General features: G+C 62.0%; 22 protein-coding genes. 9 read left to right on the top strand and 13 right to left on the bottom strand.

Annotation, left to right across the window (positions count from 1 at the left end; translation table 11 throughout):
- Nucleotides 1-44: 44 nt before the first annotated feature.
- The 3 genes from MOP87_RS11730 to MOP87_RS11720 form a co-directional block, all read right to left on the bottom strand.
- A complete protein-coding gene (locus tag MOP87_RS11730; protein WP_242809536.1) occupies nucleotides 45-2660 on the bottom strand; it encodes an ATP-binding protein in 2616 nt (871 codons plus the stop codon).
- Between the two features lie 161 nt (nucleotides 2661-2821).
- On the bottom strand, nucleotides 2822-3232 hold the full coding sequence (locus tag MOP87_RS11725; RefSeq protein ID WP_242809534.1) for a VOC family protein: 411 nt from the start codon (nucleotides 3230-3232) through the stop codon (nucleotides 2822-2824).
- A gap of 166 nt (nucleotides 3233-3398) precedes the next feature.
- Entirely contained in the window at nucleotides 3399-4268 is an 870-nt protein-coding gene (locus MOP87_RS11720) for a LysR family transcriptional regulator (protein WP_027916058.1), read from the bottom strand.
- 144 nt (nucleotides 4269-4412) lie between these two features.
- On the opposite strand from MOP87_RS11720, the gene MOP87_RS11715 reads away from it, so the two are divergent.
- Nucleotides 4413-5591, top strand: coding sequence for a multidrug effflux MFS transporter (locus tag MOP87_RS11715; protein ID WP_181074320.1), 1179 nt, complete (start codon nucleotides 4413-4415; stop codon nucleotides 5589-5591).
- Between the two features lie 23 nt (nucleotides 5592-5614).
- Here MOP87_RS11715 and MOP87_RS11710 read toward each other — a convergent pair whose 3' ends face one another.
- Both MOP87_RS11710 and MOP87_RS11705 read right to left on the bottom strand, forming a co-directional pair.
- The gene (locus MOP87_RS11710) at nucleotides 5615-5887 is read right to left on the bottom strand and encodes a DUF3077 domain-containing protein (protein ID WP_027916056.1); all 273 of its coding nucleotides are present in this window, start codon (nucleotides 5885-5887) and stop codon (nucleotides 5615-5617) included.
- Nucleotides 5888-6002: 115 nt separating this feature from the next.
- The gene (locus MOP87_RS11705) at nucleotides 6003-6245 is read right to left on the bottom strand and encodes a hypothetical protein (protein ID WP_027916055.1); all 243 of its coding nucleotides are present in this window, start codon (nucleotides 6243-6245) and stop codon (nucleotides 6003-6005) included.
- A 471-nt stretch (nucleotides 6246-6716) separates the two neighbouring features.
- On the opposite strand from MOP87_RS11705, the gene MOP87_RS11700 reads away from it, so the two are divergent.
- On the top strand, nucleotides 6717-7430 hold the full coding sequence (locus MOP87_RS11700) for a hypothetical protein (protein WP_242809532.1): 714 nt from the start codon (nucleotides 6717-6719) through the stop codon (nucleotides 7428-7430).
- Nucleotides 7431-7619: 189 nt separating this feature from the next.
- On the opposite strand, the gene MOP87_RS11695 is transcribed toward MOP87_RS11700, so the two are convergent.
- From MOP87_RS11695 to MOP87_RS11685, 3 genes are all read right to left on the bottom strand, one after another.
- A complete protein-coding gene (locus MOP87_RS11695) occupies nucleotides 7620-10652 on the bottom strand; it encodes an autotransporter domain-containing protein (protein ID WP_242810545.1) in 3033 nt (1010 codons plus the stop codon).
- Between the two features lie 325 nt (nucleotides 10653-10977).
- On the bottom strand, nucleotides 10978-11700 hold the full coding sequence (locus MOP87_RS11690; protein WP_027916052.1) for a FadR/GntR family transcriptional regulator: 723 nt from the start codon (nucleotides 11698-11700) through the stop codon (nucleotides 10978-10980).
- A gap of 234 nt (nucleotides 11701-11934) precedes the next feature.
- Nucleotides 11935-13668 (bottom strand): IlvD/Edd family dehydratase, encoded by a 1734-nt coding sequence (locus MOP87_RS11685; RefSeq protein ID WP_028686407.1) that lies wholly within the window; start codon nucleotides 13666-13668, stop codon nucleotides 11935-11937.
- 184 nt (nucleotides 13669-13852) lie between these two features.
- On the opposite strand from MOP87_RS11685, the gene MOP87_RS11680 reads away from it, so the two are divergent.
- The 3 genes from MOP87_RS11680 (at nucleotide 13853) to MOP87_RS11670 (ending at nucleotide 17842) form a co-directional block, all read left to right on the top strand.
- Complete coding sequence (locus MOP87_RS11680; protein ID WP_027916050.1) at nucleotides 13853-15160, top strand: MFS transporter; 1308 nt, start codon at nucleotides 13853-13855, stop codon at nucleotides 15158-15160.
- Nucleotides 15161-15189: 29 nt separating this feature from the next.
- The gene (gene araD1, locus MOP87_RS11675; protein ID WP_027916049.1) at nucleotides 15190-16179 is read left to right on the top strand and encodes an AraD1 family protein; all 990 of its coding nucleotides are present in this window, start codon (nucleotides 15190-15192) and stop codon (nucleotides 16177-16179) included.
- A gap of 88 nt (nucleotides 16180-16267) precedes the next feature.
- On the top strand, nucleotides 16268-17842 hold the full coding sequence (locus MOP87_RS11670) for an aldehyde dehydrogenase (NADP(+)) (protein WP_132578400.1): 1575 nt from the start codon (nucleotides 16268-16270) through the stop codon (nucleotides 17840-17842).
- 74 nt (nucleotides 17843-17916) lie between these two features.
- Here the strand turns inward: MOP87_RS11670 and MOP87_RS11665 are convergent, their stop codons facing one another.
- From MOP87_RS11665 to MOP87_RS11655, 3 genes are all read right to left on the bottom strand, one after another.
- On the bottom strand, nucleotides 17917-19080 hold the full coding sequence (locus MOP87_RS11665) for an AAA family ATPase (protein ID WP_027916047.1): 1164 nt from the start codon (nucleotides 19078-19080) through the stop codon (nucleotides 17917-17919).
- Between the two features lie 107 nt (nucleotides 19081-19187).
- Nucleotides 19188-19574 carry a cupin domain-containing protein gene (locus MOP87_RS11660; protein WP_027916046.1) on the bottom strand — a complete coding sequence of 129 codons (387 nt, stop codon included), beginning with the start codon at nucleotides 19572-19574 and terminating at the stop codon, nucleotides 19188-19190.
- Between the two features lie 29 nt (nucleotides 19575-19603).
- On the bottom strand, nucleotides 19604-20470 hold the full coding sequence (locus MOP87_RS11655; RefSeq protein ID WP_242809531.1) for an AraC family transcriptional regulator: 867 nt from the start codon (nucleotides 20468-20470) through the stop codon (nucleotides 19604-19606).
- A gap of 78 nt (nucleotides 20471-20548) precedes the next feature.
- Between MOP87_RS11655 and MOP87_RS11650 the strand changes: the two genes are divergently transcribed.
- Nucleotides 20549-20719, top strand: a complete 171-nt coding sequence (locus MOP87_RS11650) for a DUF2986 domain-containing protein (protein WP_080992843.1) — start codon at nucleotides 20549-20551, stop codon at nucleotides 20717-20719.
- 3 nt (nucleotides 20720-20722) lie between these two features.
- On the opposite strand, the gene MOP87_RS11645 is transcribed toward MOP87_RS11650, so the two are convergent.
- On the bottom strand, nucleotides 20723-21229 hold the full coding sequence (locus MOP87_RS11645; RefSeq protein ID WP_027916044.1) for a GNAT family N-acetyltransferase: 507 nt from the start codon (nucleotides 21227-21229) through the stop codon (nucleotides 20723-20725).
- 222 nt (nucleotides 21230-21451) lie between these two features.
- Here MOP87_RS11645 and MOP87_RS11640 point away from each other — a divergent pair, with 222 nt between their 5' ends.
- Both MOP87_RS11640 and MOP87_RS11635 read left to right on the top strand, forming a co-directional pair.
- Nucleotides 21452-22513, top strand: coding sequence for an aldo/keto reductase (locus MOP87_RS11640; RefSeq protein ID WP_242809529.1), 1062 nt, complete (start codon nucleotides 21452-21454; stop codon nucleotides 22511-22513).
- A gap of 119 nt (nucleotides 22514-22632) precedes the next feature.
- A complete protein-coding gene (locus MOP87_RS11635; RefSeq protein ID WP_027916042.1) occupies nucleotides 22633-22857 on the top strand; it encodes a hypothetical protein in 225 nt (74 codons plus the stop codon).
- A gap of 135 nt (nucleotides 22858-22992) precedes the next feature.
- Here MOP87_RS11635 and MOP87_RS11630 read toward each other — a convergent pair whose 3' ends face one another.
- Nucleotides 22993-23451, bottom strand: a complete 459-nt coding sequence (locus tag MOP87_RS11630) for a GNAT family N-acetyltransferase (protein WP_145279453.1) — start codon at nucleotides 23449-23451, stop codon at nucleotides 22993-22995.
- Between the two features lie 112 nt (nucleotides 23452-23563).
- Between MOP87_RS11630 and MOP87_RS11625 the strand changes: the two genes are divergently transcribed.
- Nucleotides 23564-23752 carry a hypothetical protein gene (locus tag MOP87_RS11625; RefSeq protein WP_145279451.1) on the top strand — a complete coding sequence of 63 codons (189 nt, stop codon included), beginning with the start codon at nucleotides 23564-23566 and terminating at the stop codon, nucleotides 23750-23752.
- Nucleotides 23753-23798: the final 46 nt, after the last annotated feature.

Raw genomic sequence — 23798 nt, 5'->3', positions numbered from 1 at the left:
ACTTGCCTAACTGATGGATGAGTGCAACTGCAAAATCTGACCCGTCAAACCACCTGAGGCAATAAAGGCGCGTCCCTCGATCCGCCGCGCAGCCCAGCTAACCTTGTGGCCAACTCATACTTTCGAAAGGGTTTGTTGAGCCGAGGCAGCGCCGGATCAATGCCTTCACGTTCTGCGTAGCCGGAGATGATCAGAATCGCAATGTCAGGTCTGCTAATGCGAACCGCTCTAGCCAGCTCGGTCCCACTGATGCCGGGCATGAGATGATCGGTGACAAGCAGGTCGAACGGCTGTTTAGTGTGCATCAATTCCAATGCCTGCTCACCGGACGCAGCCTCGACCACGCAGTATCCCAGCTCAGCGAGCATGTACGCCGTACTTGCCCGCACCAGTTCTTCGTCGTCCACCAGCAGCACGGTGCCGCGCACCAGCGGTGACTCCTGGAGTGGGTCGATGCGCAGTGCCTCATTGGGTTCGGTTGTGCTGCGAGGCAGCCAAAGCTCTACATTCGTACCTAGCCCTGGAGCGCTATGAAGGGTGAGCGCACCGTTGAGTTGCGAGGCCAGGCCATGCACCATGGATAAGCCCAGCCCGGTGCCTTTGCCGATACCTTTGGTTGAAAAGAATGGCTCCACCGCGTGGGCGAGGGTGGTCGCATCCATGCCAATCCCCGTATCTGCAACTGACAGGCACAGGTACTCGCCTGCCGGAAGTCTCGAGCGGTGGTCAATGTCGACCATTTCCGTGCTGGCGGAAATGCGCATCGTGCCGCCGTCAAGCATCGCGTCACGCGCATTCACCGAAAGATTGAGCATGGCCATCTCGAGTTGATTAAGATCCGCGATGGCCGCTGGCAGATTTGCCGGAACATCGACCACGACCTTGATTTGCGGCCCAATGGTGCTGGCCACAAGGTCGGCCATGCCGTTCAATAACTTTGCCACGTCCACCGAACTCGTCTGAAGGGGTTGTCGACGTGCGAAGGCAAGCAGCCGCTGGACAAGCGTCGTGGCACGTTCTGCCGACTGCATCGCACCAGCGATCAGCCGTTGCTCGCGTTCGCCGCCCACGCCCCTGCGCTGGAGCATGTCCAGGGTGCCGACGATAGGGGTGAGGAGGTTGTTGAAGTCGTGAGCGACGCCGCCGGTAAGTTGCCCCATCGCTTCCATCTTCTGGCTTTGACGCAATGCTTTTTGTACTTCTTCACGCTCTGCAATGGCTCTGGCGATCCGCTCTTCGAGGGAGGCGTTGAGCTCTTTGAGCGCGTTTTCGGCGACCTTGCGAGCAGTGATGTCTATCGCTGTCCCGGTCACGCGCAAGCACCGGCCGGCGTGGTCGAAGACGCCACGGCCTTTAGCCGCCACCCAGCGTACGATGCCGTCATCGCGGCCGACGGTTCGATAGTCCACGTCGTAGAGTGCACGGCGCAGCGGATCGATCGCTGCCGCGAATGCGTCGATCGTTGCCTCGTAGTCGTCAGGGTGTATGCCTGCATAGAAATCTTGGAGGGTGACCGGCGCGTCAGCTGACATCCCGAACATCGCCTTGGTCTGCGAAGGCCATACCAGCGTGTCATTGATAAAATCCACGTCCCAGAAGCCTACATCAGCATGGTCAACTGCCAGACGCAGCCTCTGCTCACTGGAACGAACCGCGCAGTCCGAACGGGAGCGGTGCACGACCAGCCCCACGGTCTGGGTCACGAAATCGATGATTTCCATATCGGCGGGCAGTGGTTCCCGGCGCTCAGCGTGGTACAGGACGAATAGGCCAAGCACTTCGCCCTGGGCTGAACGGATCGATGTCGACCAGCAGGGGTGCAGCCCATGTTCGAAGGTCAAATCGCCAAGGGTGGCCCACCGAGAGCGGGTGCTGATGTCCACTGCCGCCAGGGTGCTCGAGGCATCCAGCCCCAGGTCGATGGAGGCGCCCGCAAGGGCTTCACGGTAGACGCCAGGCAGGCTGGGGCTTGCACAGTGGTGCACATGGCTTACCCGCTCATCAAAGAGCAGAATGCTCCCAACGAAACCTGAAACCGATAGCCCCTCCACCTCGCGAACGATCGCCTCCAGCGTGGTGCTCAGAGGGGTCGATGTAACCGCCAGTGCCAGGATTCGGTTTTGCGCCGCTGCAAGTGCCGCCCCACGGTTACGCGCTTGGGTCAGACGCGCATTTTCGATGGCAATCGTTGCCAGCCGCGCCAGGTTCTCCAACCTGTTGATCGTATCGAGATCATGGTCTTTTGCCTCGGACCAATATGCGCCCAACGCAGCCACCGGCAAAGGCCGCCCGATGGGCACCATCACAAGGCTGCGGACGAAAGTCGAGGAGTACGCCTGGATGGGTATGCGTGAGTCGAGCCGAATGTCAGCGATGACAACCGTTTCTTGATGCTGCATGGCCCACCCTGAAACACAGGTGTCGGCTGGAAAATCCTGCCCTTGCCATAGGGCAGATGCCGAATCCTCGGCCACGTAGAGGCACTTGCCGTGATTTTCGAGGATGACTGTAATACCTTCAGCCCCTACCGCCGCGCGTGCATTGTCTCGCAACACGGCAACGACTTCTTCCACGGATTCGGCCCTGGCCAGGCGCTCGCTGGCATTGAGCACGTGGTTGAGGCGGTCATCGCTGGCCGGGTGCTTGGAATCATTGCGCAAACGAATCTCCCAACGGCCACAGCGTCTTGATCTGTAGTCTGGTCAGTGCGAAAAAGAAGGGGAGTGCGGTACCGGCGTTTACTGGCGGACGCGTAGAACCGGGAGTCTCTCAGAAAAACCCACCTCTAGCACTAACAAGGTGGGGAATTCGTCCTGTTTGATCATGTTGGCGACATCACGCCAGCTGCATGCACAAAGCAGAGTTTGTTCCCTTCAATATCCCGGCAATAAGCACCGTAGTAATCCGAGGCATACTGCGGCCTCAACCCAGGTGCGCCCTCATCTTGAGCACCCATCGCCAAGGCTGTACGCCATGCCGCCTGCACCTGATCCTGCGAAGCGGCGGCAAAACTTATTTGCACGCCGTTTCCCCATGTCACCGGCAGTCCGTTGAACGGCATTTGCACATAGAACTGAGGCCACTCCCTGTCCGGCCTTTGCCATCCAGCACCCTGCGGGCCGCCATCGTGGTTGTCGGGCATGCGGACAAGCCCCAGGGTGGCAAGTACGGCATCGTAGAACCTGATCATGGCCGGCAGGTCGCGAGCACCTAGCTGAATGTGGCTGAACATGTACGCTCCATAAGATCCGTTGATCGACAGCAGTAACACACAGCTCATCTGAGAAAGGCAATGCCATCGCTCACCCAGTCAGATGTCACGCCCAGGGTAGCTGGGTTCAGAAAGCTTAAGGCTCACTGGCGATGAGGGGTTAGGCCCAGCAGCGCCTAGATGACCCTCACTCGGCAAAAGCCGCAACAATCGCATCCACTACAACCCTCACCCGTGCCGTGTGTGCCAGGTCCCGATGCAACACGAGCCAGGCTTCATAGGGCGTGGCCCGCTGTCGATCAGGCCAGACGCGCACCAAACTGGCATCGCGCTGGGCCATGTATTCCGGCAGCTCACCCAGGGCCAGCCCGGCGCGCACGAAGGTCGCCAACATGAGGCTCGAGTCCAGCTCCGCGACTACCCGGCCGCCGGACCTGGGCTCTCCCGCCAGTGTATCGTCCTGCCGGGCGGTTACACCTTGTTGGTAAAAGGCGATGTCATGGCCTACCAAGGCGCTGCCAGGTTCTGGCTTTCCACGCAGGTCAAGGTACCGCTGTGCCGCATACAGCCCCACAGGCCAGTGAGCCAGCCGGCGCACGATCAGGTCAGGTTGCTCCGGCCGTACGGTGCGCACGGCCACGTCGGCCTCCCTGCGCCCCAAGTCCAGTAGACGAGTGGTGGTGGTCAGAATTACCCGCACCTGCGGATGAGTGACCCGCAGTTGCTCGATCGCAGGTATGACGAAATCCACGGCCAGCGCATCGGTGGTGGTGAGGCGCACCTCACCCGATGGATGAGGATCGTTTCCCTCACCCTGGCGCTCGAAGGAGACGGCCATCCGCTCCATCTCCTCAGCCTTCTGTACGAGCTGTTGCCCAGTGGTAGTCAACGCCAGGCCACCGGTGCTGCGAAGAAACAGTCGGCTGCCCAGCGTCTGCTCAAGCCCCGCCAGACGCCGACCGACTGTGGTTTGGTCGATGCCCAACGCCGTGGCTGCGGCCCGCAGGGTGCCGGCACGGTGTACCGCGAGGAAAATGCGTACGTCATCCCAATTCATCAATGCACGCTTCCTGAAGATGCAAATATGCAGCCCTGGGCTGCGATTACGTGCATTTTCGCATTGATGCACGCTGCATAACATAGCGGGCTTGAATCACCGTCCGAATCACGCAGCCGGCTTAAGCCGGGTATCAGGAGCACCATGCCTCGCTTATCTTTCATCCTGACAGTCGCCATGCTGAGCGCCTTCGGCCTCGTCGCCTCGGATATCTACCTACCCGCGATGCCGGGCATGGCCACTGAATTTGGCGTTGCCAGTTGGCAAATGCCGCAAACCGTCTCGTTCTATTTGCTGGCACTGGCTTTTGCGCAGTTGGTTTATGGCCCACTGTCTGACCGACGTGGACGCAAGCCCGTGCTGCTGGCCGGTGGCGTTCTCTATCTGCTGGGCTCCATGGGCTGCGCGCTGTCCAGCAGCTACATGGGCTTTATAGCGTGGCGTATGGTAGAAGCGCTGGGAGCAGCGGCGGGGCTGGTGATTGGTCGCGCGTTGATTGCCGATACCTGCGACAAGCGCACTTCGGCGAAAGTCTACGCCGTGGTTTACCCCCTTGTGTCACTGTCGCCGGCCTTGGCCCCCGCAATCGGCGGGCACTTGGCCGTGGCGTTCGGCTGGCGAGCCGACTTTCTGTTCGTTGCCGCATTCGGGGCGCTAGCACTGCTTCTGGCACTGTTTGTATTGCCTGAAACGCTACCGGTCGCGACGCGTACCAGGACGGGACCCTTCGCCGGCTTCGGCCGCGTACTGGGTGACCGCAACTTTTGCCGCTACACAGTAGTGGTGTGTTCAATCTACTGCGCCTGGTTCGTTTATTTGACGCAGTCGCCATTTCTTTTCGTACAAGCAGGCTTGAGCGAGGCGCAAAGCGGGTGGCTGTACGTGCCGCTTACTTTGGGCATCATCGGAGCTAACCGGTTGGCCCGGCGGTTGCTTGACCGCTTGCCTTACGACCGTATTGTCGCGATAGGCATTACCTGCTTCGTACTGGGCGCCATGGGTTTTCTTCTGGCTTATGCCATGGGGTGGCGCAGCGTGACGGCCGTGGTGCTGCCGATGTGCCTGGTCAGCCTGGCCAACGGCTCGTCGTTGTCGCTGGCGATTTCGGGGGCTATCGCCAGTGAACATGGGCATGCGGCCACTGCATCGGGGTTGGTGGGGTTTTGCCAGATTGGCAGCGCAGCCGTTGTGGCAATGGGTGTGAGTGCGGTATCAGGCACAGGGTTTGGTGTACTCGCCGGGGCGGTGGCGGTGTTGAGCTTTGTGGCATTGTCTGCGTGCAACCCTTTGGCCTATCGCAAGCAACCGGCGCAGCGAGGGTAGCGCGCTCGGGTTGGCCTGCACGCTTAATGCTGGCTCAGCGCTTCGCCCAGTTGCGCGTCGTCAAGCAAGGCCTTGGCCATCGCGCAGAGGTAGTGGGAAGCCCAGATCAAGTGCTGCTTGTTTTCCATCAAGCCGTCAAGGGTCATGTCCCGAGCGTAACCCATCAGCTCCGAGGCCTGCTCGCGGGCCATCTCACAGGGTATACCGGGCTCGATACGGAAGAGAGGGCTTGTTTGGTCGGTGCCCTGATAGAAGGTGGTTTGGCCAACGGTAAACGTGGTTTCTTCTCCGGACATCGTCGTTCTCCTCAAAAGGGTGCAGTGCTTGCACGAGCCACATCGCTGGCGAACCAACACCCAGCGGGGTGAACGGACGGTTCGCCATGCGAGCGCACTTTTCAACAGTTACGGGTCAATGGCAGATTGGATGCTTCGGTCGCATCTGGACATGCGTTACCGCTGACTCGAGCAGAGCCTTCAGCGTCTCGAGTTCATGCAGAGAGGTCAGCATCAGCACCGAAGCGGGCGACCTGAAACCCAGTGACATGGCCTGTTGCACCACGGCGGCCGCGCACGTGGCGTATTCGGTGGCCTGGACCAAAATGTCTTCAAGGGAGCCACTGTGAAGAGGGGGATCGGGGACGATCTTGAGCATGGTTCAACTCCAACGTGGAAGGAGGAACTACCACATTCAGGCCGTCAAGCAATGAGGGTGGTAGCTGTACGCGGGTTGACGGACCGAGACGTTGGCACTCGGCGCACCACAGGGTGCCCGCACGTACAGCCACCATAAAGTGTGCACATGAGGCAGCGTTCTCGGTCCGTCAAAACCGGTCGCTGAATTGGCAGCGACCCGGCGAGACTAGAATCCACACCGTTCATGTGCAACAACAAATGGGCGCAGGGAGTATCTTTGGGAAATGGCCTACAGGGAAGGGCTTAAATCTGATTTTTTCGCAATGCGATTGCTGCACTGTCACCCCTTGGCGTCTTCGATGATTGAACACACGGACCTAGCTCATCCACCTTTGTCCAATACCTTGGTACGTTCGCCTATGGGCAACATGGATATCGAACCCACGCGTCAGTACCTGAAATCACTCATCACGCCAGACCAGGGCCGGTCATGACTTATCGCACGCGCACGCTTTCACTCCTTATCTTTTTTTGTGCAGCCTCGCTTACTGCCTGCGTGCCGTGGAAACGGGAGCGCGCAGCGTACGCGGATGTTTGCGAAACGAAGCACGAATTTCAGGTTGCAGGCCTGCCAGACGGCGGAGCCATCCACCTCGAAACCTACCTCTATGATTACTCCGCGCGCTGGCGCGACGAACCATTCGAGCAGGTGCTGCATGTACAGTACCCAGGGGGAAAATACCCGCGACCGGAATTCTATGTACAACTGATCGCTTACAACGAGGGGCGTCAGCGGCCTGCGTCCGGTTCCGCACGCGGGGCCGCGCCGATACCCATCCTCTATGACAGCCGGCAGGCGTTCATCACCCTCAATGACGGTTCGCGATTGAATGCCAGACCCGAGCTTTATCTGGGTGGCCCGGTATATGACTATCCGACATTCGCGCCGCAGCAGGCGCGACCTTCGCCGTATGACATCAACGCAGACGAAGTGCACAGCAAAATTCCGAAGATCACCAACAACAAGCGTTACGGGTCCGTTTATGTGATTTTCCCGACGGACACGTTTGACGCCGAGTCCAAGTGGACCATTCACCTGGGCAATCTGCAGGTGCAGGGTCAGGACGTCGCCATCCCACCGTTGCAACTGTGCTATCAACCGGTCAAGACGTGGATCGGGATCGAGCCGCTGATGCGCCCCTGAGTGAGCGCGGGCCGGAGGTAATGTGATCTCTCTGTTTGAGGCAGCGTTGTGCCGCTATGGGCTGGCGCCCCTGCACAACCGCAGGGGATTGATCTTGTGCGAGCGCGTGCGCAGCCCATCCAAGGCTGCCTGGCAGCCCCGGATGTAGCAGTCACTATGGCGGGCAGGGGGCTCTACCCCCGCCGCTCCTCAGAAGCGAACCGTGATCCCGGCATTGACCGAATGGAACCGGGAATCAGAGCCAAACTGCCCTTGATACGACAGCCCTACATCGGTCTGACGGTTCAGCTGCACCTTCGCCCCCACTTCAGTGAGTGCCACGTTTCGCGTCTGGGCAATCCCTTGCACCTCGAAGTTCGGTCCGCCTGCAAACGCCTGCTCATTGCGTGGGTCCAGGTCGCCGTAGGCTCGGCGCCAGCCCAGGGAGCCGAACAGTTGGGTATCGTGATTGGCCACGCGTGTGTGGGTCGAGGCCCGCATGCCGACCGTGGAGAACCAGGTGTCCTGTTTCTCGCTCGACACGTTCAGGGCCGCTGCGCCGCCCTTTTCGCGGAAACGGTCGGCGTCGTAGTTCACGTAGGACACCCCTACGAACGGCTCCAACGCCACCGCGCCCAGGCCGATGCGGTAGGCCGCTTCGCCACTGGCTTGCAGCGTGTTGGCGTCGCGCTTGCCCTTGAGATGGTCGCTGTAACCGGCAAACGCAACGTTGCGGCTGCTGTCGAGCTTGTGCCAGGTGTAGCCCACATCTGCACTCAGGCGCAGCGCGTCGATCTGGGCGCCGGTGTACAGGCCCAGGTGATAGTTGTCGCTGTGACCCTTGGCATCGCGGTCATCGGCATCGAACTTGGAGCGGCTATAACCGCCGTACACGCCGGCACGCCAATCCTGGGTGATGCTGCCGTCTGCGCCGATCAGCACACCGCCGGTGCGTTGGTGCAAGCCGCTGGCGCCGTTGTTGCCATCGAGCTTCGACCAGTTGCCGAACACTTGTGCCCATGCGCCGCCTTGCGCCTCTGGGGTGGCCGGCATCAGGTTCGATGCCCCTGTCGGCATGCGCACGGTGTTGTTGTCCAACAGACCGCGAACGCGGGTGCCGAGCACCCCAGACACGACCTGACTGTTGGCAATCAGCGCGGTGCCCGTGCTGCTGTGGTAATCACCGGACAGCTGATCGATGGCATTGCGGGCACTGGCTGCATCCAGTACCAGCAAGTTGTTGTAAAGCCGCAGGGGGTCGCCGCTCTGTTGCAATCCACTCAGGGCACCCGCCGTATTCCACTGGTTCTGTGTGAGCGCCACGGTCTGGAAGATGCCCGGGGTGCCTGTCGTTGGCGGTTGAACAGGTGGCTCGACCGGCGGCTGTACCGGGGGTTCCACGGGTGGCTCGACCGGGGGCTGCACCGGGGGCTCGACGGGCGGTTCTACAGGCGGCTGCACCGGGGGTTGGACAGGTGGCTCGACCGGCGGCTGCACGGGCGGCTGCACGGGCGGCTCGACCGGGGGCTCTACAGGTGGCTGTACCGGCGGTTCCACGGGAGGCTCCACAGGCGGCTCCACAGGTGGTTCGACAGGCGGTGTAGTGCCTTTCTGCGCAATGGTCAGGTTCAGTTCATTGGCGGTGCGCTGCAGGCTGACATTGAGAAATGCCGAGTTGGTGAACGCCTGCGCATACGCGGTACCTGCTGCTGCGCCCTCCACCACGCCGCCCTGGGCGGCCAGCAGGGTGTAGGTCTGGCCGGTCTGATAGCTTTGCGCATCGTTGAGGGTGGTCACGTCTACACGCGTACCGCGCAGGGTTGCGCTGCCGCTGACGTTAACCCGGTCGGCGCCGCCATTGCCTGCAATGTCGGCGGCGTACCTGGAGCCTTCGGCCATGTCCAGGTCGCCCTTGATGTTCAAGGTGCCGAGTGCCGCTTCACCTGGCGACAGCGTACCGCCCGAGGCTACCTGCGTGCTCCCGACCTGTCCGTTACCGGCCAGCACGCCACCTGCCAGTACTTGGGCACGGTTGCTGTAGTTGCCAGAAGCGTCGGTATGCCCGACGGTACCGTTGACCACCAAGGTGCCGTTGCCCACACTCAGCAATGACGTGCCTCGTGGGTTGGTCTGGTCTACATCGCCGTCGAGTACCAGCCGCCCGCCACGCACTACCGTGCTGCCGGAAAGGCCCGTCAGGTCGCCGCCCAAGGTGGTGTCGCCACTGAACGCGTACACACGGCCCGCGCCACTGATGCGGTTGTTCACTTGCAGGTTGCTGTCGGTATGGTTGAACGCCAGCGCACCGCTGCCGGCGCCGAAGCGAATGGCGGTTTGCGGATCGAGACGGCCCGCCGCCTGGGCAGAACCGGCGCTGATGGCATCTATGTCGGTACGCGCATCGTCCCGCACGACGGCACCACCGATGCTTAGCGTGCCACGGGCGGCGGAGTTGATGCTGGTCAGCTCGCTGATGTCGATGCCGTCGGCGCTGCTCAGCTCGGCGCCGTTGGACAGGGTCAGGATGGTGCTGGATGTCGTGGTGCCCAGCGTCATGGCGCGCGTGGCCAGACGGGTGCCTTCACCGGAGACATTGACCTGGGTGTTACGGCTGACGTTGGCCGAGCCCAGCGCCATGGAGTCGCTGGTCAATACGGCGCCGTCGCTCAGGCTCAGGTCGTTGCGGTTTCTGAAGGTGCCGGTGTTGTCCCAGCGGGTGCCAGCGCCCGACAGTTCGCTGATCGAGTTGATGGCCACGCGCTCACTGACCAGTTGCCCACCATCCTTGAGGTTGATGCGCGAGTCGTACAGGAACACGCCACCGGACGTGACGTTGACGGTGTCTACTTTCGAGCCCTGGCCGCTGACCAGCAGGTTGGCCCGCGACAGGGCGTTGCCGGCATTGCCATTGTCACTCAATTGCAGGTCCCGCACCGACACCTGCCCACCGCCAAGCACGTTGAGAGTACCTTGCCCGGCGCCACCAATCACGATGGTGTTACCCAGCACCGCGCCGGTGCGTGGCACGTTCCAGCGCGTACCAGGGCCCTGCACGATGACCGTGGCCATCGCCGTGCTGGCCGCGTCGTTGGTGGACGACCCACCGATTCGGCCGCCGAAGCTGGTGACCTGGGCGCCATTGTTGAGCGTAAGCGTGGACGGCGTGCCGTTGCTGGGGCGCAGCACCACAGCGCCGTCAATGCCTCGGTCGCTGCTGAAGGTGTCCTGACCGCTGTCGAGCACATAGTCGACCGCGTACGCGCCGGGTGCCATGGCGAGCGTTATCGCGAAGGTGAGGGGGGATAACTTGAACAAAGGGTTCATAACGACTCCGGAGACTCCATGAGATGCCACCTGCGTGGCCACCGAGCCCGAAGGGCTTGGTGTTCCTGTATACGGCGGTTAACAGGGGGAGTATCGGGAGCGACCCAAGACGGTGAAATAGTACGAGTGTGCTAGTGGGGCGCCCACTGTGACGCACTGCACACTTCTCAGCCACAGGTGGCCGATCCGCCGCGTTCAAAGGCTGTTACGCCAGTAATGGCCTTTTGGTTATGGCCCTAGGCCCTCAGCTCGCCGGGTCCTGCCCCAGCACCTTGCTCAGCGCCACACGGGCATCTTCGAGCTGCACCAGGGAGGCGTGCCGGGCGCCAAGCGCATCGCCGTTCTGGATAGCTGTCAAAATGGCTTTGTGTCGGGGGAGGGCGAGCTCATCAAAATTGGGGCGCTGGTTGGAAAAGCGCACTGATTCGCGCAACGCCATCGACAGCATGTTGCACAGGTAGGCGAGCAGGTCATTGTGGGTGGCGTCGGCAATACGGGCATGAAAGTCCAGGTCTGGCTGCAGCCGCTCATCCGGGGTACGCGCTGCCTCCATTCTTTGATAAGCCTCGCCAATCGACGCTACGTCCTCTGTCGTGGCATTGGTGGCGGCCAAGGCGGCGGCAGCGGGCTCAATGACCCAGCGCACGCTGGACAGGGTATTGAAGAACTCCTGTTGCGGCGTTGCCTGCATCAGCCAGTGCAGCACATCGGGGTCGAGCATGTGCCAGTCATGGCGCGGCCTGACCAGGGTGCCGACGCGGGGGCGCGCTTCTACCAGGCCCTTGGCCGTGAGGGCGCGCATGGCCTCGCGAAACACCGGCCGACTGATCGCGTAGGTTTCGCACAGGCTTGCCTCGGACGGCAGCTTCTGCCCTGGGGCGAGTTGGCCGGACACGATCTGCAGGCCCAGGTCCTGGACCAAGGTAGCGTGCATGCTCTTGCGCGTTGAGGGCTGGCGGTAGTTCATGGGGGTTGTGCGAGGTCCTTCTGGCGGGGCTCGCATCATAGCACTGATAAATGCAGGGCTGTTTTGCAGCGCCTTGAGGGCGGACAGAGGTGGTCCCTGCGGGCCTCGGCGCTCTAGCGGGCGCGGGAGCTGTCGGTGCATGGACGGCTCCACGGCGTTCAAGCGGCAAGCGGCACTGTGCGCCCCCGGTTGTATCGAGCCAGTCACGGCCCCGCTTGGGGTAATTTCCCTGGACTAGTGAGAGTGCTTGGGCACCGCCGCCCCGCGGCAGCCGACGAGAAAGTCGAAGTCGCAGCCCTCATCGGCCTGCATCACATGGTCCAGATAGAGCTTGGCATACCCCCCGGTAATCAGCTGTGGCGGTGGCTGCAGATCCGCCAGGCGGCCGGCCAGCTCCTGCTCGTCGATGTCCAGGTGCAAGCGGCCTTGCTGGCAGTCCAGCTCGATCCAGTCGCCTTCGCGTACCACGGCCAGGGGCCCACCTGCGGCAGCCTCTGGCGCAACGTGCAGCACTACGGTGCCGTAGGCCGTGCCACTCATGCGCGCGTCTGAGATGCGCACCATGTCGGTTACGCCTTGGGCAAGCAGCTTGGCCGGCAGCCCCATGTTGCCCACCTCGGCCATGCCGGGATAACCCTTGGGCCCGCAATATTTCATCACCAGGATCGAGTTGGCGTCCACATCCAGGTCTGGGTCGTTGATGCGAGCCTTGTAGTCCTCGAAGTGCTCGAAGACCACGGCGCGCCCCCGATGCTGCATCAGCGCAGGCGTGGCCGCCGAAGGCTTGAGCACTGCGCCCTTGGGCGCTAGGTTGCCCCGCAGGATGCAGATACCGCCGTCGGCCACCAGGGGTTTGTCCAGCGGGCGGATGACGTGCTCATCATAAAGTGGCGCGGTGTGGCAGTTGTCCCACAGGCTTTTACCGTTTGCGGTCAGCGCAGTCGGGTTGGGCAGCAGCCCATGCTCCCCCAGGCGACGGATCACGGCCGGCAGACCGCCGGCGTAATAGAACTCCTCCATCAGGAAACGCCCCGAAGGTTGCAGGTCGACCAGCGTCGGCGTACCCCGTCCCACCCGCGTCCAGTCCTCCAACTGCAGGTCTACGCCAATGCGCCCGGCGATGGCCTTGAGGTGAATGACGGCGTTGGTCGAGCCACCAATGGCGGCGTTCACTCGGATGGCATTTTCGAAGGCTTCGCGGGTGAGGATTTTCGACAGCCGCAAGTCTTCGCGCACCATGTCCACGATGCGCATGCCCGACAAGTGCGCCAACACGTAACGGCGCGCGTCCACGGCAGGGATGGCGGCGTTGTGCGGCAGCGAAGTGCCCAGCGCCTCAGCCATGCAGGCCATGGTCGAAGCCGTACCCATGGTGTTGCAGGTGCCGGCTGAGCGCGACATGCCTGCCTCGGCAGAGAGAAATTCGTTCAGGTCGATGTGGCCGGCCTTATAGGCCTCGTGCATCTGCCACACGATAGTGCCGGCGCCAATATCCTTGCCTTTGTGCTTGCCGTTGAGCATCGGCCCGCCGGTCACCACGATGGCCGGAACATCACAGCTGGCCGCGCCCATCAGCAACGCAGGCGTGGTCTTGTCGCAACCGGTCAGCAGCACCACGGCATCGACCGGGTTGCCACGAATGGCTTCTTCCACATCCATGCTCGCCAGGTTGCGCGTGAGCATGGCCGTGGGGCGCAGGTTGGATTCACCGCTGGAGAACACTGGGAACTCGACCGGGAAGCCGCCTGCTTCCAACACGCCTTTCTTGACGTGCTCGGCGATCTTGCGGAAATGCGCGTTGCACGGGGTCAGCTCCGACCAGGTGTTGCAGATGCCGATGATCGGTTTGCCCTGGAACTCGTGGTCCGGAATGCCCTGGTTCTTCATCCAGCTGCGGTACATGAACCCGTTCTTGTCGGCGCTACCGAACCATTGGGCGGAGCGCAGTGAGGGCTTGCTATCGGACATGATGGACACCTTATTAGTATTACTATTTATCTTTATACCACCAAATGTATCGCCAAAAAACGCACATGTGAAGGCTTGTCGTTTTAAATAGTAATACTATAAGATCAATTTCCTAGGTCAGCGGTCTGCCAAAAAACCTCGGCCTGGTGTTGTACCCATTACAAGAACAATTGGAGACATCGCCATGATTCAGGAGCAGCGGCTCGTCCGCCTGATCACACTCAAGCTCATCCCTTTTCTGGTCCTGTTGTACCTGGTGGCCTATGTCGATCGCTCGGCGGTCGGCTTTGCCAAGCTGCACATGGGCGCCGACATTGGCCTGGGCGATGCTGCCTACGGCCTGGGCGCCGGGTTGTTCTTCATCGGCTATTTTCTGTTCGAAGTGCCCAGCAACCTGCTGCTGGACCGCTTTGGCGCACGCCGCTGGTTTGCGCGCATCTTGCTTACGTGGGGCGCCATCACCATTGGCATGGCATTCGTGACCGGGCCGAACGGCTTCTATGTGATGCGCTTTCTGCTAGGGGCAGCCGAGGCGGGGTTCTTTCCGGGGGTGCTGTACTACATCACTCAGTGGTACCCCGTGCGTCATCGCGGCAAAATTCTGGGTTTGTTCATCCTTTCCCAGCCGTTGGCGATGCTGGTCACAGGGCCGCTTTCCGGCGCATTGCTGGGTCTGGACGGCACCTATGGCCTGCACGGCTGGCAATGGCTGTTCATCTGCATCGGGACCCCTGCGGTGCTGTTGGCCTGGCCCACCCTGCGCCTGCTGCCCGATGGCCCGGCCAAGGTACGCTGGCTCAGCGACGCGCAACGCACCTGGTTGCAGGAACAGCTGGCCGATGACCTGCGTGAATACGGCCAGACCCGCCACGGCAACCCGCTGCATGCACTCAAGGACAGCCGCGTGCTGCTGTTGGCGCTGTTCTACCTGCCCATGACCCTGAGCATCTACGGGCTCGGGTTGTGGCTGCCCACCTTGATCCACCAGTTCGGCGGCAGTGACTTGGTCACCGGTTTCGTGTCGGCGGTGCCCTACCTGTTCGGCATCATTGGTTTGCTGGTCGTGCCGCGCAGCTCGGACCGCCTCAACGACCGTTACGGTCATCTTGGCCTGCTGTATGCCCTGGCCGCAGCGGGGCTGTTCCTCAGCGCTTGGTTGAGCGTGCCGGCGTTGCAACTGGCGGCACTGTGCCTGGTGGCGTTCGCCTTGTTTTCGTGCACGGCGATCTTCTGGACCCTGCCTGGGCGATTCTTCTCCGGGGCCAGCGCTGCGGCCGGCATTGCCTTGATCAACTCGATCGGCAACCTGGGCGGCTACCTGGGCCCATTTGGCATCGGCGCCTTGAAAGAACACACAGGTCACCTGTCGTCCGGGCTGTATTTCCTGGCCCTGGTCACCCTGTTTGGGGTGCTGCTTACCGGGGTTGTCTACACCCGGCTGGAGCGCCGACAGCGTGATGCGGCCGCTCAAGTGGCCGGGGCCTCCCGATAATTTTTCGCAACCGACAAGCGAGTACGACCATGCGATTGATCCAATTTGAAACCGCCACCGGCCAGCGCCATGTCGGCGTGGTGGAAGGTGAGTACGTGTTGCGCGTATGTGGCACCGACACCACCCGCGAGCTGGCCCAGCAGGCCATTGCCGCTGGCCGGACCCTGGCCGACCACGTGCAGGTATTGAGCCTGGGTGAGCGTCACGATTACCGGGCGCTGTTGGCCGAGGGCCGGGTGCTGCCGCCGCTGGATCACCCCGATCCTGCCCATTGCCTGGTGACCGGCACTGGCCTGACCCACTTGGGTAGCGCCGCCACGCGCGACAAGATGCATCAGCAGCAGGCCCAGGACGCCGTGACCGACAGCATGCGCATGTTCCAATGGGGCATGGAAGGCGGCCGGCCACCTGCAGGGCAGGTGGGCGCACAGCCGGAATGGTTCTACAAGGGCGACGGTGCCATCGTCGTGCGCCCGGGGGCAGACCTGCCGCTGCCGGCGTTCGCCGAGGATGCCGGAGAGGAGCCTGAGTTGGTCGGCCTGTACCTGATCGGCCCTGATGGCACGCCCTATCGCCTAGGCTACGCGCTGGGCAACGAGTTCTCCGACCATGTGATGGAGCGGCGTAACTACCTTTATCTGGCCCACTCGAAGCTGCGCGCCTGCAGTTTCGGACCGGAGCTACGGCTGGGTGCGCTGCCGGCGGACCTCGAAGGGACCAGCCGCATCCTGCGTGATGGCCAACCGGTATGGAGCAAGCCCTTTCTGTCGGGTGAGCAGAACATGTGCCACAGCTTCGAGAACCTGGAGTTCCATCACTTCAAATACGACCAGTTCCTGCGACCTGGCGATATTCATGTGCACTACTTCGGCACTGCGACGCTGTCGTTCGCCGACGGCATCCAGGCTCAGCCCGGCGATACCTTCGAAATCAGCCTGCCGGCCTTCGGCGAGCCGCTGCGCAACGGCATTGCGCCAGCAGCCAAGCAGGTGCGGCCAGGGACGGTGAAAAGCCTGTAAGCCTACCTCTGTCATTCAGGGTACGTGCCCCGTGGCCCAGGGAAGCGGTCACGTGCGGCCACTTCAATCTCGTAACTCAGGAGTCATCATGACTGGAAGCAATTTCATTGGCGGCCAACGCAGCGCCGCGGGCAGCGTGCGCCTGCACAGCCTCGACGCCTGCACCGGGGAGGCCCTGCCGGTTACCTTCAGCCAGGCTACCCCCGAAGAAGTGGACGCAGCAGCCCAGGCCGCCGAAGCCGCTTTCCCCGCATACAGTGCCCTGGCGCCCGAGCGCCGCGCGCAGTTTCTCGACGCTATTGCCGATCAGCTCGATGCATTGGACGACACCTTCGTCGCCACCGTATGCCGAGAAACCGCCTTGCCAGCAGGGCGTATCCAAGGCGAGCGTGCCCGCACCAGCAACCAGATGCGCCAATTCGCCAAGGTGCTGCGGCGCGGCGACTTTCTTGGCGCCCGCATCGATCGCGCACAACCTCAACGCCAGCCGCTGCCACGGCCTGACCTGCGTCAGTACCGCACCGGCCTGGGTCCGGTGGCGGTATTCGGCGCCAGCAATTTTCCCTTGGCCTTTTCCACGGCCGGTGGCGACACCGCCGCTGCGCTGGCGGCAGGGTGCCCGGTGGTGGTCAAGGCGCACAGCGGGCACATGGCCACGGCCGAGTGGGTCGGCGAAGCCATCGAGCGGGCCGCTGTGGCGACCGGTATGCCCGCTGGCGTGTTCAACATGATCTACGGTGGGGGGGTAGGTGAGGCCTTGGTGCGCCATCCGATGATTCAAGCCGTAGGCTTTACTGGCTCGCTCAAAGGTGGGCGTGCCCTGTGCGACATGGCGGCTGCTCGTGCGCAGCCGATACCGGTGTTTGCCGAAATGAGCAGCATCAACCCGGTGCTGGTGCTGCCAGGTGCGCTGCAAGCGCGTGGCCCACAGATCGCCCGGGAGCTGGCCAACTCGGTGGTGATGGGGTGTGGGCAGTTTTGCACCAACCCGGGGCTGGTCATCGGTATCGCTGGCCAAGCCTTCAGCGACTTCCTGGCGCAATTAGGCGCGCACCTGGGTGACGAGCCTAGCCAGACCATGCTCAATGCCGGAACCCTGCGCAGCTATTGCGCCGGCGTCCAGCGCCTGCACCAGCACCCAGGGATACGCCACCTGGCCGGGTCCGCACAGGAAGGCAACCAAGCCCAGCCCCAGTTGTTCATGGCGCAGGCGAGCCTTTTGTTGCAGGGCGATGAAGTGCTTCAGGAAGAAGTGTTCGGACCTACCACGGTCGCCATCGAAGTGGCTGACGAAGCCGAACTGCGCCGGGCCCTCGAAGCGCTGCAGGGGCAACTGACGGCCACGTTGGTCGCTGAGGCTGAAGATATCCAGCGCTTCGCCGCGCTGGTACCGGTGTTGCAGCGCAAGGCCGGGCGCCTGCTGGTCAATGGCTACCCGACTGGCGTCGAAGTGTGCGAGGCGATGGTGCACGGCGGGCCTTACCCCGCTACATCCGATGCGCGCGGTACTTCCGTAGGCACCCTGGCTATCGACCGCTTCCTGCGGCCCGTCTGCTTTCAAGACTATCCGGACGCGCTGCTGCCCGACGCCCTCAAGGACGCCAACCCGCTGGGCCTGCTGCGCCTGATCGACGGGCAGCATAGCCGCGAGGCGCTTGCATGAAGGCTTGACGGTACTGGTACCTGAGTGTGTGCCGTCTGGTGAGGGTCAGGCGGCGCTTGCTTGATGAACCCCATTCAGTCAGTCCACCGCCACAGCGGCTCGTCCAGCAGGCCCACGTCTTTGAGTTGCGTCTTGCCTTGCACCTTGTCCAGGGCTAGCAGGTTGCAATCCTCACATTGGCTGAGGGCTTCGATCAATGGCGCGCTGTGCGACACGACCCACACCTGGCTGTGCTCGGACGCGCGAATGATCAGCCGGGCCAAGGCCGGCAGCAAGGCTACATGCAGACTGGTCTCCGGCTCATTGAGCACCATCAGGGCCGGTGGCCTGGGCGTCAGCAGGGCGGTCATCAGCAGAAGATAGCGTAAGGTCCCATCCGAAAGTTCTGCGCAGGTCAATGGCCTGAGCAATCCATGCTGGAGCAGCCGTACGCAGAATAGCCCGCCAGGGGGAGCATCGATGTCCAGGCGGCTGCCGGGGAACGCGTCCTCCAGCGCGGCATTGAGGCCTTCCACGTCACCGATTTCAATGATGGTCTGCAAGGCGGGGGCAAGGTTACGCCCGTCATGATGCAGCACTGGCGAGCGGGTGCCCAATTGGGGCTGGCGGCAGGGTGCATCCCGATCGATCCGAAAGTGATCGTAAAAACGCCAACTGTTGATGAAGGCGCGCAACTGCCCGATTTCCGGTGCCTGCCGTGGGCGGCCCACCACACTGAAGAAGCTTTCGCTACTGTCGGCATGCTGATCAAGTATTGTCCAGGCGTTACCTTCACGAGCCTTCACCAACGCATTCTTGCGCTCGACCAGCGCCGAGGCAGGTCGGTAAGCCCCACCTGCCCAGATGGTCTCACTTTTGATTTCCGGATCGAGGATGAAGGCTGAGGGGTAAGCCAGGGGGATGGGCAACCCCAAGGAGATGGCGAATCCGTAATCCTCGGTGGCAAAGCCCAGCCGCAGGCGACGGGCATCGCGCGGGTGCTGCCCCTGGATCGGCACTTCACCGCGCATCATGCGTGCACTCGGTTCCGGGCCCGCCCACCAGGTCGAGTCCAGCCCACCTTCGCGGGCGAGTGCCTGGATGACCCCGCCCTGTGCCGTTTCGGCCAGCAGGCGCAGCGCTTTGTACAGATTCGACTTGCCGCTGCCGTTGGCTCCGGTTACCACGTTGAGCTGGCCCAGTGGCAGGACAAGGTGATTGATGGAGCGATAATTGCTGATGGCCAGGGTAGTGAGCATGGCGTTCTTCCCATCGACGATGGTGCAAGTTTGGCCTCAATCAAGCACCGAGGCCAACCCTTGCCCATGTCGACCAGCCGACGCGGGCCAATCGCTGACGGCGATGGCTAGATCCACAGATCATTAGGCGCCGTGCGCTCACCGCCCTCATGGCCAGTGTTGAGGACGCCACATGGCTCGATCATCAGCAGCTTGGCCTCGCCCTCGGCCGCTGTTCGATGCTGTACACCCCGCGGCACCACGAACAACTCGCCGGGCGCTACATGGACGCTGCGTTGCGGCAGATCGATGCGCAGCGTCCCTTCGAGTACCAGAAAGGCTTCATCGGTTTCCGGGTGCGCATGCCAGATGAATTCCCCTTCGATGCGTACAACCTTGAACTGGTAGTCGTTCATCTGTGCAACAACCCTGGGGCTCCATTGGCTGTCGATCATCGACGCTTTCTGGTTCAGGTTTATCGGATGGGGCTGAGTGTGTTGACTGGATTCGTACATGGTGGTTACTCCTGGTTGGAGCACGCAGCCTATTGCAGCTCAGTGTCTGCATGCTTGTACGATCCTGCACGTTGCTGCCCTGGCCGCAGGCGTTCGAGCCAGCGTAGCGGCGACACCCCATAACTGCGGGTGAAGTGTCGGGTCATGTGGCTCTGATCGTGAAAGCCTGCCGCCAAGGCAGCGTCGACCAGGGTGAAGCCATCGAGCAACAACCGACGCACATTGTCCAGTCGCCTCAGGGTGACGAAGCGATAAGGGCTGGTGCCGTACAGGGCCCGAAAGTCCCGAGACAGGCTCCATTGCTCACGGCCGCTGGCGTGCTCGAGCATCTCCAGGGTGATGCCCAGGTGCAGGTGCTCCAGAATGAACGCCTTGGCGCGTTCGGCGGACCGGTAATCCAGGCGCTTGCGCCCGCGTGGCTTGCCCGCGACAGCGCGCAGCGCCATGGCCAGGTCATAGATGGCGTCTTGCTCTTCCAGCTGCTCGAGGGGATGGTCCACAGCCTGCACAAACGGTTCGCTAGCATGGAACAGGCGCGGGTCACTGGAAAGCCCGCCAGGCACGAACGGTAGCGGCTGCCCGCCCAGTGCGGCCTGAATCAGCGCAGGGTCGATGTAGGCCATGCGGTAGCGAAAACCTGCCTCGGTGCCGGCCATGCCGTCGTGCAATTCATCGGGGTGCAACACCAGCGTGTTGCCCGCAATGCCGTGGCACAACGAGCCTTTGTAATGAAAGCTCTGTACCCCGGCCAAGGTACGGCCGACGGAGTAGGTGTCATGCCGATGAGGATCATAGCCATGACTACCGAACCACGCTTCGATCCGCTCGACAGCCCCATGTTGCTGGCTGCGGATGACCCAGTCCGAAACCGGGGGCATGTTGGACGAACGTTTCATGGCACAGGTCCCGGCGGTTCACGGAAAGGAAAGACAACGCGCTATCATAAGCCCCAATCCACCTCACCAGAACCCACCATGAACCGTCAGAAGAAAATCAAGCAACTGCTCAAGGCACACGCCAAGAAGGCCAGCGCCAAGCTGGCACCGCGCAGTACCAAGCCCAAGTACATCAGCAAGGCCGATCGCGAGAAGCTGGCGCTGCAAGCGGCCGCGGATGCCGCAGCGCAGCGCGATTCGCAGGCCTGAACCTCAGGCGTCTGACAGGGTTTCTTCCTGCTTGTAGATCCTGAAGCCGCGCGCCTGGTAATTGCCCAGCGCGGCAGGGTGATCCAGGGTGCAGGTATGCACCCATACACGCTGCGTGCCGGGCCAAGCCCAGGCGCTACGCACCGCCTGGCTCAACAGCGGACCGCCAAAGCCTGCGCCCAGAAATTGCGGGGCCAAGCCGAAGTAGCGGATCTCGGCGTTGCTCCCATCAGGGCGATACAGTTCGTAATAACCGGCAATGGCGCCCCGGTGATAAGCCACCCAGGTGCGGTGAGCTTCCTGCTCGACCTGCGCCTGCCACTGCGCCTCGCTCCAGGCGTCCAGGTCGCCCCACGACCAGGGCGTGCCGACCAACGTGTACAGAAAGCGGTTGAAGGCTGGTTGTGGCACCTCGCATTCGACGATATGCAAATCCGGGCGCTGGGGCTTTTCCACCAGTTCGTCTGGCGAGGTCATTTCAAGGTAGTACGTGGTGCAGGGTGTTTGCATCGTTCATCTCGCGTCGTCCACTGAACAGCTTGCCAGCATGCCTGTGGCTTAGCGCCTTTGCCACCTGCGGATGGGATCACGACAGGCGTGCTGGGTTGGCAAGCGGTCGACTGTCGTTGTTGCAAACGCTGGTTTGGCGCAGAACGCCGTCAAAAGCTTCCGATTGAACGTTTCAGCGCGCAGGTACGTCGGTATTTCTAGTCTTTTGCTTTGGAGGTTTCCATGAAATATCGCGCACTCGGCAACACCGGTCTGTTGGTTTCGGAGCTGGTCATTGGCACGGTGCCTTTCGGCGGACGAGGCTCGTTCGAGAAAACCGGCAGCGTCGATGTGGACCTGGCCAAGCGCATGTTCGCGGCCGCGTTCGACGCCGGGGTCAACCTGGTGGACACCGCCGACCTGTATTCACATGGGCTGGCCGAGGAAATCGTCGGCAAGGCCTTGGGCGAGCGTCGCCAGTCGATCATCCTGGCCAGCAAGGCGCGCAGCCCGATGAGCGACAACCCCAACGACAGCGGCGCTTCGCGCTACCACCTGATTCGCGCATGCGAGGCCAGCTTGAAGCGCCTGGGGACCGACCATATCGACTTGTATCAGATCCACAATTGGGACGGCGTGACGCCAGTGGAGGAGACCCTGGCAGCACTGGATCATCTGGTGCAAAGCGGCAAGATCCGTTACTTCGGTACGTCCAACTACACTGCCTGGCAAATGATGAAAACCCTGGGCAGCGCGCAATTGAACGGCTGGCAACAGCCTGTTTCACAGCAGATCTACTACACGCCCGAATCGCGTGAGGCCGAGTACGAGTTGCTGCCGATGGCGATTGACCAAGGCTTTGCCACACTGGTCTGGGGCCCGCTGGGTGAAGGCCTGTTGACCGGCAAGGTCCGTCGTGGCCAGCAGACGCCCAAGGGCACACGTCAGGGCAATGACTGGCCGGAACCCTACGTGCACGATCGTGAGCGCGCCTACGACATCATCGAGACCTTGATCGCGGTCGGCGAACGCCACGGTTGCTCGCCGTCACGCGTCTGCCTGGCCTGGCTGAAGGATCGCCCGGGTATTACCAGCGTGATTACCGCTGGCCGCACCCTTGATCAACTGCAAGACAATCTGCAGGCGGCAGACCTTGTATTGACGCAACAGGACCTGAAGCAGATCGAACAGGCCACACGCATCGCGCCGCAGTACCCCTACTGGCACCGCATTGCCGCTCGCATGGACCGCATCGATCCTGCTGAAGCGCCGTTCATCGAGCTGTACCGAGAGACCATGAAGTAGTCTGCGCCGCCGGATACCGGGTCGTCTTGCCTGCTTGGCGAGGCGATCTCGGTAGTTGTGTGAATTATTTCCTGTCTCACCGGTCAAGTAATGAGTCCCCAACCTAGACCGAGGTGCTCATGCACGCCTTCACTGTTCGCTACTCGCTCAATGGCAATTCGACCGACCATACTTTTGAGTTGGACCAGCCTGAGCTGGCCCTGCACGAGGCCGCCTGGCACCTGATCGTGCTGCACTTTGGCGACGGCGAGAACAGCCTGGTGATGCCTTCGGCCGACGCCACGCCCAATGAGATCCTGGCGCAGGCCGAGGTATTGGGGTTGACGGACATCGTGGTGGCCTAAGTAGCTGGCTAGTGGGCTCAAGGCGGTACTGGCTTGATCCCACGTGGGAGCGGCCGGTCCGGCGCCCCGGCAAGACGGCTCCTACACGAGATGTGCAGGGCTTGAAAGAGCGCGCAAGGTACTCAGCACCCTAAGTCAGCTCGCAGTCATCACCTTCGCCATGACCACCGTTCGCTCGTCTCCATAGCGCACTTCACGAACGGCCGTATAACCTAGCCTGGCATAGAAACCTTGAGCAGTGAGTGAAGAAGGCACCTGCAACTGCCGGACCCCAGTGTCCCGCGCTTCTTGCTCGATGTAGCCCATCAGTTGTTCGCCAAGACCCTGGCGCTGGTAGCTCGGGTCAACGAATACACTTCTCACTACGCTCTTCTCAAGACTTGCCGTTGCGACGACGACGTCGCTCTCCAAGGCCACCCATACAACCCGCCTGTCCAGGAATTGGACCACGGCTTGGGGCGTGAAAGCGCGCGCCACGCGCGCCAATGTGGCGGCGTCATAGTCTGCTGCGTTGCTGTGGCGCAGTGCAGCCAGGATAACCCGGCTGATGCTTTCAGCGTCCAGGACGCTCGCCGCTCTGATCACCCTTGCCATCAACCTCGTCCCCCTCGATTGCGACGGACGGGCTTCAACCCAATCGAACGCCTGCGCCCGCGCTGTTCTCGAATAACTGTAGGCCTCATCCATTCTTTCGAGGTACGCGGCAATGAACAGAGATCCCATGGCACAGGACGACGCTGACGATGACATGCCCGTTTCACCGGACCCGTCGGTGAACCCTGACAACCCGACCATACCTGATCCGGACGATGATCCGCTCATGAACGAAGAGGAGGGTGGAGACATGGAGGATTCCGAGCAGCCGCCCATGGATGTGAATACGCCCAGAGAATAACGGGCGTCGTTCAGTCTCCAGCCACGCCTCGCCGATTTGCCACGGA

It is taken from the genome of Pseudomonas sp. I3-I5, assembly GCF_022699445.1.
GTDB classification, from domain to species: domain Bacteria; phylum Pseudomonadota; class Gammaproteobacteria; order Pseudomonadales; family Pseudomonadaceae; genus Aquipseudomonas; species Aquipseudomonas fulva.
Note: the sequence above shows the minus strand (reverse complement) of the source record. Positions and strands in the feature narration are given on the sequence as shown.